At 40.2% G+C, this 13789-nt stretch carries 11 protein-coding genes; 1 reads left to right on the top strand and 10 read right to left on the bottom strand.

What is annotated here, in order from left to right; genetic code table 11:
* Window positions 1-80: 80 nt before the first annotated feature.
* The 10 genes from M997_RS16295 to fixA all read right to left on the bottom strand — a co-directional run bounded on the left by M997_RS16295 (window position 81) and on the right by fixA (window position 11667).
* Window positions 81-1214, bottom strand: a complete 1134-nt coding sequence (locus M997_RS16295; RefSeq protein ID WP_064721173.1) for a 2-hydroxyacyl-CoA dehydratase subunit D — start codon at window positions 1212-1214, stop codon at window positions 81-83.
* Window positions 1214-2455 carry a 2-hydroxyacyl-CoA dehydratase subunit D gene (locus M997_RS16300; RefSeq protein WP_064721174.1) on the bottom strand — a complete coding sequence of 414 codons (1242 nt, stop codon included), beginning with the start codon at window positions 2453-2455 and terminating at the stop codon, window positions 1214-1216. Before M997_RS16300 ends, M997_RS16295 begins: the two co-directional genes overlap by 1 nt.
* The gene (locus M997_RS16305) at window positions 2452-3279 is read right to left on the bottom strand and encodes an acyl-CoA dehydratase activase (RefSeq protein WP_064721175.1); all 828 of its coding nucleotides are present in this window, start codon (window positions 3277-3279) and stop codon (window positions 2452-2454) included. The genes M997_RS16300 and M997_RS16305 overlap by 4 nt, the downstream gene beginning before the upstream one ends.
* Before the next feature lie 36 nt (window positions 3280-3315).
* A complete protein-coding gene (locus M997_RS16310) occupies window positions 3316-4551 on the bottom strand; it encodes a CaiB/BaiF CoA transferase family protein (RefSeq protein ID WP_064721176.1) in 1236 nt (411 codons plus the stop codon).
* A gap of 64 nt (window positions 4552-4615) precedes the next feature.
* Window positions 4616-6253, bottom strand: a complete 1638-nt coding sequence (locus M997_RS16315; RefSeq protein WP_064721177.1) for an AMP-binding protein — start codon at window positions 6251-6253, stop codon at window positions 4616-4618.
* Between the two features lie 645 nt (window positions 6254-6898).
* A complete protein-coding gene (locus M997_RS16320; RefSeq protein ID WP_064721178.1) occupies window positions 6899-8224 on the bottom strand; it encodes an MFS transporter in 1326 nt (441 codons plus the stop codon).
* Window positions 8225-8307: 83 nt separating this feature from the next.
* A complete protein-coding gene (fixX, locus tag M997_RS16325; RefSeq protein WP_023582978.1) occupies window positions 8308-8595 on the bottom strand; it encodes a ferredoxin-like protein FixX in 288 nt (95 codons plus the stop codon).
* Window positions 8592-9884: an FAD-dependent oxidoreductase FixC gene (fixC, locus tag M997_RS16330; protein WP_064721179.1), complete on the bottom strand. Its 1293-nt coding sequence runs from the start codon at window positions 9882-9884 to the stop codon at window positions 8592-8594. Before fixC ends, fixX begins: the two co-directional genes overlap by 4 nt.
* A gap of 56 nt (window positions 9885-9940) precedes the next feature.
* Complete coding sequence (locus M997_RS16335; RefSeq protein WP_064721180.1) at window positions 9941-10882, bottom strand: FAD-binding protein; 942 nt, start codon at window positions 10880-10882, stop codon at window positions 9941-9943.
* 11 nt (window positions 10883-10893) lie between these two features.
* The gene (gene fixA / locus M997_RS16340) at window positions 10894-11667 is read right to left on the bottom strand and encodes a putative electron transfer flavoprotein FixA (RefSeq protein WP_064721181.1); all 774 of its coding nucleotides are present in this window, start codon (window positions 11665-11667) and stop codon (window positions 10894-10896) included.
* Between the two features lie 600 nt (window positions 11668-12267).
* Between fixA and caiT the strand changes: the two genes are divergently transcribed.
* Entirely contained in the window at window positions 12268-13782 is a 1515-nt protein-coding gene (gene caiT, locus M997_RS16345) for an L-carnitine/gamma-butyrobetaine antiporter (protein WP_064721182.1), read from the top strand.
* The last annotated feature ends 7 nt before the right edge of the window (window positions 13783-13789 follow it).

The raw sequence follows: 13789 nt of genomic DNA on the forward strand, positions 1-13789 counted from the left end.
AATTGCCCCACTTATATGTGTTAGGGTTCAATTGGCCTGAGCAATAACCACAGGCCTTTTGTTAATATTGATTAACATCGTTAAGCCGACAGCACATCAGCAAAAGTTTGCAGTGCTGTTCTTGCCTGCTCGTAAGTCTTAGTTTGCTGATCAATTTCAATGATGATGGAAGGAATGCCTTCTCTATCAAGAAGCTTCTTCACGATAGGGGCATCAAATTCTTCAGGATCACAAAATTTAGTCAGTAAATAGACCACGCCATCCGCGCCTGTGTTTTTCACCATATCGGCAATTAAACGGCCGCGTTTTTTCTCGGGGTCATATAATAAAGAGCACCCTTCTAACTTGGCGATTTGTTGTGCCATCGCTTCATAAGGAGAGCCGCTTTCTGGGATATCTTGGCGAAATTGGCGTGACTCATGCGCAACTTCGTCAGCCACTACCGCCATGTTGTTATCAGCAAGAATTTGTAAAATAGAAGGGCTATCTGCAATGATGCCGGTTACAACAACTTTGTGCCCTTTCCATGCCTGTGGCGATAAAGCTTTGCACTGTGCTGTAATGGCTTTAACCGCGTGGGTATGCTCAACTACATCCATAAAATAACCGCTTTTAATCACGGTATTACGCCGTTGTGGTGTCACAACATGTGGATGTTGTGCCGCAATCTCACAAAACTCACGCAATGCCGCGCGACGTTGATTAAATAGATGAATTGCATTTTTTAGTGCTTCTTCTGTTACTGGCTGTCCTGAAATTTCCCCAAGTTGTGCAGCAATTTTTTTATACTGCTCCGTTAAAAAAATAACACCTGCTGGGGTATTGCGATTTTGAGGATGTACCAATTGAATAAATGGCACTTGTGGTACACCCGCTTTCCAGTTTTGTCCTAAGCATTTTAAGGTATCGCAAAGTGATGGAATTAATGCCGCTGATAACTTATTCAGTGCACCATCTAATCCCATTTCCAGAGAAGAAAGTGCTAGTGCACAATAAAATGGCGGAAAATATTTTTTCGCTTCTGAAATTTCCCGCCCTTCAGCACCCCAAATACCAAAAGGCACCATGCCTGCGGCATAGACAATCTCATTTGGTGTATATTCAGGAAAACAACCGATAACTTTTTTACCACTACGAATAAAACCATCGAGTTGAGCAACAGGGTTATCCACAACCGCTTGCAATTTTTCAAACATCTCAGTTAATGCGTTCATTAGATGTTCTCCTTTTTCATTGCCGCTTTGTTGGCTGCCATAATTTCAGTCAGCGCTTCAACTCGAGTCACATACTGTGCTTCAGAAAAAACACGTGGATCAGCTTGGTCACCATCAAAGGTAACAGTTGGGATTTTTAATTCATGACGAATGCGTCGCTCAATTTCGGGCATAATGCCACTCCAGAGCTTGCAACTGCGGTTAACGTGAATAATGGCACCATCCACTTTATTTTGACGGCTGACATCAATACGCATATCAGCAGCACGTTCAACTGAGACACAGTTAGGCACATAAGAATAAGCACGCATCATCTCTTCACTGTTTTGGTAAATCACACCAAATGCGGTGGCGTATACCGTTGCAGTCACGTTGATGCCTTGCTCTTTCAGTGGCGTTGAAGTGGCGCGTAAGTAAGGCCAGCAAGCAATACCTTCAAACAGCACGCGATATTTCTCTTCGCCACGATAAGTCGATTTTTTCTCTTTGATATTTTGTTCCATTTCTTCACACAGTTGCTCAAAAGCAAGAGCTGCTTCGAGTTTTCCACGTGCACAAACAGCCACGGCCATGTGATTAAAGAGATCAAAACCGTTCATTGGTGAGGGTTCATATTGGCAATATTCCGCCGCTTTTAACCATGCACGTCCTGTACGTTGAGAGATTTCACAGACTTCCTTGAATTTCTCCTCTGAGAATACTTTACCTGTCACTTTTTCAAGCTGTTGAATCGCATCGTTAAACTGTGCTTGAACATAATTTACCGTTACATCGTCGGTGTCATAGTCATTTTTATAAGGAATATCGATAAGGATCATCGGGATATTCAGCTCATAAGCGATGTTTTCATACCATTTGATCATGCAGTTACAGATGTTGTTACAACACAGCAAGAAATCAGGCTGTGGCATGTCCATCTCTTCGCACTGTTTGATATCCATGTAAGAGAGACTAATGCGCGCATAAGCACAAATATCGTTGGAATAACCCATACTTTCTGCGTGTTCACACATTCTTAAACCTGCACCTTTTGCAGCAATGGCGGCGGCTTGGTTTTCAGGATAAACAACACATAAACCCAGTGTTTCAGCAATTTCTTGAGGGAAGTTAGAAGCACACCACCCAATTTTTTCACCACTGTTTTTAGCATCCCAAGCACGTTGATAAGCATCAGCGGCTATTTTTTGCAGGCGTTTTTTCGCTGGAATATAATCCGGCGAATTCATATCTACATTGCTCATTGTGATATTCCTATTGTTAGCGAGCCATCTTCGATTTGCTGGCTATACGCTTCAAAGGCATAAATGGCAGCACCTATCGCGCCGTTATATTGTGATAATGGCGAGGTCGCGATAGCGGCATTTAGTTCTTCACTAACATAACGAACAACTTCAAAATTACTGGCAACACCGCCGGTCATAACCACTGGTGCCTCAACGCCAACACGTTTTGCAAGTCCTGCAATTCGGCTGGCAACAGAGCGGTGAATACCATTAATAACGTCGGGTATTGTTTCGTTATTAGCGAGATGAGAAATAACTTCGGATTCGGAGAACACAGTACAGGTTGAGCTAATTGTCACTTTTTTGGTGGATTTCGCCCCTTCTTGTGCTAGATCTGAAATACGTGTTTCTAATACACGCGACATCACATCTAAAAAACGCCCTGTTCCTGCTGCACATTTATCATTCATGACAAAATTTAATAAACGACCAGCACCATCCATATGCAGCGCCTTCACATCTTGGCCGCCGATATCAATCACCGTTTTTACACCGGGAAACAGGAAGTGCGCACCTTTAGCGTGGCAACTTAATTCACTCACCTCTTTGTTGGCTTGTTTAAGGGAGTTTCGGCCATAGCCTGTTGCACAGATCCAGTTGATCTGACTGAGATCACCACCAAACTGGGCTAATACCTCATTGATCGCTTTTTCAGGCCCCGAAGTTCCAGCCCCTACTGACGCCAATGATTTGGCAACTATCGTATTGCCATTTTGCATGATGATGCATTTTGACGCCGATGATCCGATATCAACGCCCATTGTGAAGATGTCCTGTTGCATGCCTTTGCTCTCCTGAAAGTTAGAAAAATAAACGGCTTACTCTTTCCACGTTACGATGTCTTTGCTTGCTTCAAGGCGTGCAATGTCTTCCGCGCTATAACCTAATTCAGCGAGAACAGAAGGTGTGTCTTCCCCTAATAGAGGTCCACGGCGGTATTCAGGTAATCCACTTTCTAAGAAATCAATTGGTGGGCGAACTAACGCTTTTTCACTGCCATTTTTATATTTCATGTTGTAGAAGGTGTTGATAGCCCAGGCTTGTTTATCTTCCAACACTTCTTCCCAAGTTTGAGCAATACTGAATGGGATATCATTCTTAGTGAAAATATCAGCCCACTCTGGCGCTGTTTTTTGCTCAATTTGTTGCCAAATAAGGTCATATAACTCTGGTGAACGATTATTTTTCGCCACTTCTTGAAGGCGGGTATAACGCGCGTCTTCAGCAAGATCTGCGCGACCAATACAAGAAATAAAGGTGGCGTAATAAGCGTCATAAACTGGCATACAGACTTGAATAAAGCGGTCGTCTTTTGTTTTATAAGCAAGAATAAATGGGCTGGTGGTAGTGCGGCGGTCTATCGGATAAGCCTGTCCATAATCAGGATATTGTGCAGCTTGGATCATAATCGCTTGAGTATAAATAGAGGTGTGTAGCAAGTTAGTTGAAACATACTCACCTTTTCCAATATTTTTAGCGCGAATATAAGCGGCTAATACACCAGAAACTAAGCCTAAAGCACATTGGTGATCACCAAGACCTGGGATCACATTCATTGGCACAGTACCTTTTTGATACAGCGAACCTAAAATACCACCACGCGCAAAGAAAGCGGTGTAGTCAAAACCGGGTAAATCTTTATCTGGCCCTTCATCGCCATAACCGGTCACACTGGCATAAACCAGTTTAGGAAAACGTTGTTTTAATGTTTCATAATCAAGGCCTGCACGTTCTCTTGCACCCGGGCGCCAGTTAGTTAAGAAAATGTCTGCTTTTTCTAATAATTCAAATAGGATTTTCTTTCCTGCTTCAGTTTTTGTATTTAATACAATGCCGCGTTTGTTCGCATTTTCTAAATCAAAACTGGTGTTTTCATGCTGATCTAATGGACGGCCTTCAGTTGGTGCGGTATAGCGCAGATTATCACCACTTGGCGATTCAATTTTAATTACATTTGCACCCATATCAGCCAAAATACGCCCTGCTGCTGGAACTGCAATAAAGGTCGCCAGTTCAACTACAGTGACGCCTTCCAGTGCTTTATGACTTGTCATTTTTTCTCCTAATTTTTTAGACTTCGTACTGCTGTTGTCGAAATATTGAAAAAACATTTATCATTTAACTCGCAATTTTTGCTTGCTGACCCTTGGTGGGTGAGCCATAACCCAATTGCTGCTTTAGTGCTTGCACATCAATTTTTCCGCAAGGGGTATGAGGAAATTGCGTAAAGAAATGGAGTTCTTTGGGAATTTTGTAACGAGCTAATCGTTCTTGTAGAAATGCGCGTAATTCAGTTTCTGATACGGTATTACATTGATGGATACAGATTGCCGCTAAGACCTCTTCACCTAAATCAACCGAAGGAATACCAAATGCTTTTGTTGCTTCAACGCCGGGATATTCCGTAATAGCTTCTTCGACTTCACACAAACTAATATTTTCCCCACCACGCACCACAATCTCTTTCATTCGATAGGCGTAATGGTAATAACCTTCAGCATCGACATAACCGATATCACCGGTGTGTAACCAACCTGCGTCATCTAAGGCTTCTTTGGTTTTTTCAGGTGCATTGTCATATCCCATCATGACGTGAAAACCACGAGTGCAAATTTCACCTAATGTGCCAATCGGGCAAATTTCACCATTTTTAGGATTGATAATTTTCATTTCGACAAAAGGCAATGGCTGCCCAATCGAGCCGCGTTTTATCGCTAAAGGATCGTTAGGTAATGTTTGTGTACAACAAGGAGAGGCTTCCGTTTGACCATAAGAGACACTAATGCCCTTCATGCCGAGAATATTTTCAATGTCGTCAATTAATGCAGGTGGAAAACTCGCACCCGCGACAATGCCTTTGTTTAAGCTTGATAAATCGTATTGAGAGAACTGCTCATGATGCATTAAGCGTCTGAAAATAGTAGGAACGCCATGCATAACAGTACAACGATAGTTTTGTACGGCTTTTAATACATCTTCTGCGCAATAGTTATCTAATAAAACCAGCTTGCAGCCTGTTGTTAAGGCAAAAAATAGACATGAAGAGAGCCCAAAGCAGTGAAATAGCGGAACCGCAAGACAAATCACATCGTCATGCATAACACCTAAGCGCTGTGCTGACAGCATGGCATTATTAATGACATTATATTGGCTTAACATAACGCCTTTAGGCATTGCGGTACTGCCAGAAGTCATTTGAATGGTCAGTAAATCGTTTACGCTAACTTGTTTAATTGCATTTTGATAAATAACATCGGATATACTCTCAGCAGCCCGTTTTAATTGCGACAAAGATATACTTTTTTCAGCACTTTTATTTTCCATGCTAATAAATAGGCTTGGTAATACTGCTTTATTCTTGTCTGACTTATTAGAAAGACAATTAATCACATCAATAAAGTTATTGTCTTTAAAACCATCAGCAAAACACAGTGCTTTAATTTCGGTTAATCGACATAAATCAAATAACTCTCTTTTCTTAAAATGAAAGTTAATACAAACAACCGCAACACCAATTTGAGCCGCAGCAAGAAAACAGATAATCCACTCAGCACTATTGGCAGACCAAATACCTAAACGATCACCTTTTTTTAAACCAATTGCTAAGAACCCACGAGCAACGCAATTAACTTCAACCTGCAATTCTTGCCAAGTTAAGGCTCTTTTACTTTGGTTTTCAATCAGTGCTGTTTGTGAAGAATATCGTATTGCTGCATTGTTTAGACATTCTTCAACTGTCATCTTTAATAAGGTCATAAATACCTACTCAACCGCTGTTTTTATGGTGTTTGCCTCTGTAATGGTCTTATTCTGGGTAGTGGAAATTATTCATTCTTGGTAAATAACGAACTGTTTTTCGTCATTTGAATAGCACGGGTGAGATTTGTGATTGGCGTCTAGATTTAGCGGGTTAAATATATTTACTAATTAAAGATTAATTAATTGGAATGAAATAGATTTGAAACTGATGCGTTATAAATGTGTTATTTATAATAATAAATAAAAGGAGATAAAATAAATAATAAAAATGATAACTCATTTACTACTGAATTATTTTTCAATGTTGATTTCTTTTAAACATAAAAAACACTTATCAATTAAAATTAAAAACAACGTCAATAAGATAAAAGAAAAGAAAATAAAAACACTTACAATTAAATTAAGTAACATATTTATAAAGACCTTATAAAATATTTAATAACTCACTCTATTTAATTTTGTTTTTATTTTCTTTAAGTTAGATAATAATAAATTAATTTCTTTTTTATTAATGCGTTACATTTAAATAATGAATGATTATTTGTTGTAGTCTTCCGTTTTAAATAACTTACAGAAAAATAACAACTAAAAAGAATATTTATATAATAGACACATTATATAATTCAGCATCATAGAGTTAAACTATTTCTTACCCCGACGCATTGGCATGGTTGAGGTTTGATTTAACGTCAGCCCCTTAGTTTCTGGCGCAAATAATACTGAAACAATCATTCCAAATAAAGAAATTGCAGCCCCCACTAACATGGTGGTGTTGATACCATAATTAGCGATAAATGCAGGTAATGCGCAGGTTGAAACCACGGTTCCTATTCGGCTAATAGACATTATCACACCTACCGCAGAGGCTCGAATATCAGTAGGAAAGAGTTCATTAGGATAAAGCCATTGTAATATACCAGGCCCACCAGAAAAGAATGCATAAGTCGCAAAAGCAAGTATCACAAAGATAATATTTAAACTAGGGAAAATACCTAAAATGAAGAGTGCCAATGTCATCATGGCAAAACTACCAATTAGCAACGGTCGTCGTCCCGTGCTGTTAAGCCAAAACATCGCCGGTACACAGCCAAGCATAAAGAATAAACTAATTAAAACATTTCCTAATGCTGCACTTCTTCCTGCATCCCAGCCTAATAATCCCACTATTTGCGGACCAAAAGTATAAATAGCGAACATTGGTATCACTTGGCAAGTCCAAATAACCGCAACAAATAGAACAAAAGAGAAATGACGTTTATTAAATAACTCAATAAATCGCGTAGTTTTTTCTTCTTCAGCGTCAAAAACAACGGGTTCACCAAAGAGTTTAATCATCATTTCATTGCATTCTTTAATTCGCCCTTGGCGTATTAACCATAGTGGAGATTCCGGCAAATCAAAGCGACCAATTAAAATAATGACACAAGGAATAAATGCACTGCCTAGCATCCAACGCCAGCCATCTTCAACATCATATAAAAGATAGCCCACTAAATTGGCGCAAGTCGCTCCGATATACCACATTGCAGCAATAAAACCGACAGCAAAGGCGCGTTGCTTTTTATTAGAAAACTCGGTGATCATTGAGGTAGCAATAGGATAATCTGCACCAATAACAATCCCGATTAATACCCGCATCACTAAAAGGCCAACCGGCGTAGAAACAAACATCGTCGCAATAGAAATTAAACCAATAGCAACAATATCCACAAGGAACATCTTACGACGGCCTACTTTGTCACAAATATAACCGAATAATGATGTACCAATAAAAAGTCCGGCTAATGTCGCAGCGCCTAATAAGCCTATCCATTGAGCATCAAGCTGTAATATCGGTGTGAGTTGCTCTAGTGCAACACCAATAATCACCAACACATAACCGTCAAGAAAAGGCCCGCCACTTCCCCATAACATCACTCGACGATGCACTGAGGAAAAACGAATATCATCAAAGTTTCTGGGTTGCATGACTGCATCCTGGTCTATTTTTTAAAAAGTAAAAAGAAAAGCTCCCAGGTCGGAGACAACACTGGGAGAAAAGTAGCGAGCCGTCATCCGTAACGATATTCCACGCCAAATGTACCACGTGGGTATTCCCATTTTTCAAGCGCACTATCTAAACCGAGAATTCGACAAGTTCCACATTCTAAACAACCAGCATAATCAAAGCTGATGGTGCCATCTTCTTGTTTTTTATAAAGTCCGGCAGGACATGCTTTAACTAAGGTTTCTAATACTTGCATATCAGGTTGTTCTTTGACGACAATATGTGGATTTTCTTCATCGACATTAAATTTATTGATGCCCAATTTGACATCGACATTCACTGGAGAACTCATATTGCTTTTACTCCTTTGATCCCGTCTTTAATTAGGTTCATCCATCCTACTTTTTTGGTATGACGCATTAGGGTCTTGCGCATCGGTACTGGTGCGTCCCCGGTGACAGTAAAGAGATCTTTCGATATACCAACCACCATTTCTGGATAAGCGGTGAACATACGAGGGTTATCAAGTAAATCAGGCATACGCTGATACGCTTTCATATCACGCAACGGACCATCTTCTAAATAGTTGAGATAGTCATTAAGCGTTGATTTACTAAAATCATTTTTTGCCATTGCGCTCAGTACGGTTTTTGCTGCTGCTTCACCAGAAGCAATAGCTAAATCCATACCGCGAATAGTAAAGCCTAAATTCATACACATGCCCGCAGCATCACCCGCGATTAAGACACCGTCACGCACTAACTCTGTTTGCATACGCAGACCTGCTTCAGGCACAACATGCGCGGCGTACTCCACCATTTTTCCGCCTTCAATAAGCGGTGCCACGACAGGGTGATGCTTAAAGTCTTCCAACATTTGTGGAACTGATTTTTTTGCATCTTTTAGATGATGTAAGCCACAAACCAACCCCAAAGAAAGCGAAGATTTGTTGGTGTAAAGAAAACCCCCCCCCATTAATCCATCAGTGGGAGAACCGGCAAATAACCACGCCGTACCTTCGTTATCTTTAAGATTAAAGCGATCTTTAATCACACTTTCTGGCAATTCGATAATCTCTTTAACGCCCACAGCGACATTTTCAGCCGCAACACGTTTGGTCATTCCTAACTGCTCTGCAAGTATCGAATTAACACCGTCAGCTAAAATTACCGCTTTGGCCTCTAACACATCACCATCGGCTTCAACACCAACAATTTTGCCATCACGCTCTACGAGTTTATCGACACGGATCCCAGTAATACACTGTGCACCTGCATTCTCAGCTTGCTCCATTAACCATTGGTCAAATTCACCTCGTAGCACAGACCAAGAAACCGTTTTAGGGTTTAATTCTTCTCCATTTTGGTAGTCGATAGTCATTGCACCGCTTTCAGTCATAAAAGAAAGTTTTTCATGCGTGATAACACGTTCTACAGGCGCTTGTTGAGCAAACCCGGGAATGATGCGTTCTAGGGTATGTGCATACATACGACCACCCGTTACATTTTTCCCGCCAGCATAGTTACCTCTTTCTATTAGCAATACCTGTGCGCCTTCTCTTGCTAAAACAAGAGCCGCCACAGAACCCGCTAATCCTGCGCCAACAATAATGGCATCGAAAATATCTTCGGAATCGGACATAACATCTCCAGAACTTGCGATAAATGGCAGAGAAGTTATCTCCTCCGCCCAATAAGTCAGTTTGATAATTGGCGAGTTAACGCAGGTAAGATTTTCATTAAATCTCCAACAATGCCGTAATCTGCAAATTGGAAGATGGGTGCGTTTTTATCTTTATTGATAGCGACAATAGTTTGTGCACCATTAGCCCCCACCATGTGCTGGATTTGGCCCGAAATACCCGCTGCCAAATAAAGCTCTGGTTTAAGCATTAGATTAGAGATCCCAACATAGCGCTCGTGCGCCATCCATTTCTCGTTTTCAGCCACAGGACGAGAACAAGCAATTTCAGCACCAATGACTTTTGCTAATTCTTCTGCAATAGCGATATTCTCTTTGCTGCCAATACCACGCCCAACACTGACAACAAAACGCGCTTTGTCTAAATCAACAGCGTTAATTTCTCTTGGTTGAACGCTATCGCGCACAATAGTTTGAGCAGGTGCAATCCATGCCACCGCTTGTGCAGTACCTGTTGCTGAAGCATTCTCTTGAGCGGGTTCAAAAGCACCCACACTCGCGGTGATAACACAATAAGGCGTTTTCAGGGTTTCATCACCAAAGGCTAAACCACCATAAACCATGTGTTTTGTTACTAATGCATCTCCATCTGCATTTAAAGATTGTGCGTCGTTAGACACAACCGCCTCTAAACGATGACCTAAACGTGCGGCGACTAATTTTCCGCGACGTGTATTAGGCAATAGCACTAAACCTGCATCACCTTTTTGTCTGATGGTTTCAACCATGCTTTGTGCATAATCTTCAATAATGCAATCATCAGGTTTACCTTCTAATTGAAAAACGGCTGTTGCACCTAATTTAAAAGCAGCAACGCTTTGCTCATCATTAAGCGTAAATACATTGATAGATTGACCTAATGAACAAGCGCCCCCCATTAATTCCGGTAAACGGGAAAGTGCATCACTAAATACCCAAATAGTTGAAAACTGGCTCATAACTCCCCCTATTACTTAAGAATTTTTCGTAAATGTTCTGCCAACTCAGCAATCTGATCGTCGCCATCACCTTCAATAATGATGCGCTGACGGACTTTTTGTTTTGGTGCAGCCACTTTTTGCTCTGAGCGAGGTGTAATGCTGTCTAAACCAAGATCGGCAACACTCCATTGCTGAACGGGTTTTTTAGCCGCACCCAAAATAGCTTTCATGGATGGAATTTGAGGAGAGTTAATATCAGTAGAAACGGCAATAACCGCAGGGAGAGGCAGCGTTAATGTTTCAATTTCATTTTCCAGCTCACGTTCAACGGTAATGAAATCATTAGAGAGAGAAACAATTTTGTTAATACCATTAATTGCAGGAATATTTAGCAGTTCACCCACCAGCAAACTCACTTGTTGTGAACTAATATCCGCAGAACCGTCACCACAAAGGATCAGGTCATAGCCTACTTTTTTAGCAGCAGCGGCTAATGCAATCGCTGTTTGATAAGGAAGAGAGGCTTCAAATTGATCATCCACCACCACCACTAAATCATCCGCGCCACGAGAGAGCACATCTTTACGCCCTTTTGCATTCGTTAATGCTTTACCTCCCACGCTTAATGCGGTGATTTGAATACCATCAAGTTGAGATTTAAGCTGATTCGCCGCTTCAATGGCATTTAAATCATATTGGCTAATTTTGGTGTTAGCACGAGAAAAATCCAATGAACCATCTGCGCTATTTACTGTAATATCCTGCTCATCGGGGACACTCTTGTAACATGTAATAATCTTCATTACATCTCCTGAAATTAATAAATAATGTCATTTACTCTGGCAATGTAATATAGAATTAACACAATTAAGAGATTAAAAAATTAAACCTAGGTCACCAATATTGAACATTATTAAATAAAGAATGGAGTTAGCTTTAATATTGCCAACTCCATCACCAATATTGAAATTAAAGTTAATTAAATGAATTAACGTTCAATATTGTTACCTTGATCAACAATATTGAACCTAATAAGCATAAAGCTATTTAGCATTCAATATTGCCACCGAGATCAACAATATTGAAAGTCGTTATATAACAAGCCTATTACATAAGGGATTTTTTAAAGAATTTACAACAAGTTACAATGAAAATAAAACGTTATAAAACGTAACATAAAATCGACAAAAAGAATAGTGTGAAGTGAATAACAGAATAGATTTCTTATAATATCCATTATTCCTCATCATTAATTGATTTAAGAATTAGCTAATCACTTTAATTTTCTATTATGATGTTTTTCGAATAGACGAAATATTTATTAATAAACAAAACTGCTTTATTAGATATTAGGAATTAACAACACTTAACTTCTGCGCTAAATACATTTGGAAAATTTACCTATGAGCAAAGATAATAAAAAGGCTGGAATAGAACCGAAGGTTTTTTTTCCGCCATTAATCATTGTTGGTATTTTATGTTGGTTAACGGTACGTGATCTTGATGCTTCAAATGAAGTGATTAATGCCGTTTTCAGCTATGTTACCAATGTCTGGGGTTGGGCCTTTGAATGGTATATGGTCATCATGTTCGGAGGTTGGTTCTGGTTAGTGTTTGGTCGCTACGCGAACAAACGTCTTGGTGAAGACAAACCAGAGTTTAGTACAGCAGGCTGGATCTTTATGATGTTTGCTTCTTGTACTTCTGCTGCCGTCCTTTTTTGGGGTTCAATTGAAATATACTACTACATTTCAAGCCCACCTTTTGGTATGGAAGCTTATTCCACACAAGCAAAAGAAATTGGCCTAGCTTATAGCTTGTTCCACTGGGGGCCATTACCTTGGGCAACTTATAGCTTCTTATCTGTCGCTTTCGCTTACTTCTTCTTTGTTCGCAAAATGGAAGTTATTCGTCCTAGTAGTACCTTAACGCCACTAATTGGTGAAAAACACGTTAATGGTATTGTTGGTACTATTATCGATAACTTTTATCTTGTGGCATTAATCCTCGCAATGGGAACCAGCCTTGGATTAGCAACACCATTAGTAACTGAATGTATTCAGTATTTATTTGGTATTCCTCATACACTGCTATTAGATGCCATTATTATCTCTTGTTGGATCCTGCTTAATGCTATTTGCGTCGCTTTTGGATTACAAAAAGGGGTGAAGATCGCCAGTGATATTCGTACTTACCTTAGCTTTTTAATGTTGGGTTGGGTATTTATCGTGGGTGGTGCAAGCTTTATCGTTAACTACTTTACCGATTCTGTCGGTACGTTAATGATGTATATGCCTCGTATGCTGTTCTATACAGATCCTATCGGTAAAGGTGGATTCCCTCAAGGTTGGACTGTTTTCTATTGGGCATGGTGGGTTATTTACGCCATCCAAATGAGTATCTTCTTAGCGCGTATTTCTAAAGGTCGTACTGTTCGTGAACTCTGCTTAGGAATGGTGTCAGGTTTAACCGCAGGAACTTGGTTAATTTGGACAATTCTCGGTGGTAATACCTTACAACTGATCGACCAAAATATTCTTAATATTCCACAGCTGATTGAACAATACGGTGTACCTCGCGCCATTATCGAAACATGGGCGGCATTACCGTTGAGCACAGCGACAATGTGGGGCTTCTTTATCCTCTGTTTTATTGCCACTGTCACCTTAATTAACGCCTGTTCTTACACACTGGCTATGTCCACTTGTCGCTCAATGAAAGAAGGCTCTGAGCCACCTTTATTAGTGCGTATCGGCTGGTCTGTACTGGTCGGTGTTATCGGCATCATTCTATTAGCGCTTGGTGGTTTAAAACCGATTCAAACCGCCATTATCGCCGGAGGATGTCCACTATTTTTCGTCAATATCATGGTCACCTTGTCCTTTATTAAAGACGCCAAAGTGCATTGGAAAGACTGATCCCCTA

It is taken from the genome of Proteus hauseri ATCC 700826 (assembly GCF_001654965.1).
GTDB lineage: Bacteria > Pseudomonadota > Gammaproteobacteria > Enterobacterales > Enterobacteriaceae > Proteus > Proteus hauseri.

Coding starts and splice junctions, on each gene's coding strand:
- M997_RS16295 (WP_064721173.1), bottom strand. CDS start 1,214: ATGAACGCATTAACTGAGATGTTTGAAAAATTGCAAGCGGTTGTGGAT.
- M997_RS16300 (WP_064721174.1), bottom strand. CDS start 2,455: ATGAGCAATGTAGATATGAATTCGCCGGATTATATTCCAGCGAAAAAA.
- M997_RS16305 (WP_064721175.1), bottom strand. CDS start 3,279: ATGCAACAGGACATCTTCACAATGGGCGTTGATATCGGATCATCGGCG.
- M997_RS16310 (WP_064721176.1), bottom strand. CDS start 4,551: ATGACAAGTCATAAAGCACTGGAAGGCGTCACTGTAGTTGAACTGGCG.
- M997_RS16315 (WP_064721177.1), bottom strand. CDS start 6,253: ATGACCTTATTAAAGATGACAGTTGAAGAATGTCTAAACAATGCAGCA.
- M997_RS16320 (WP_064721178.1), bottom strand. CDS start 8,224: ATGCAACCCAGAAACTTTGATGATATTCGTTTTTCCTCAGTGCATCGT.
- fixX (WP_023582978.1), bottom strand. CDS start 8,595: ATGAGTTCTCCAGTGAATGTCGATGTCAAATTGGGCATCAATAAATTT.
- fixC (WP_064721179.1), bottom strand. CDS start 9,884: ATGTCCGATTCCGAAGATATTTTCGATGCCATTATTGTTGGCGCAGGA.
- M997_RS16335 (WP_064721180.1), bottom strand. CDS start 10,882: ATGAGCCAGTTTTCAACTATTTGGGTATTTAGTGATGCACTTTCCCGT.
- fixA (WP_064721181.1), bottom strand. CDS start 11,667: ATGAAGATTATTACATGTTACAAGAGTGTCCCCGATGAGCAGGATATT.
- caiT (WP_064721182.1), top strand. CDS start 12,268: ATGAGCAAAGATAATAAAAAGGCTGGAATAGAACCGAAGGTTTTTTTT.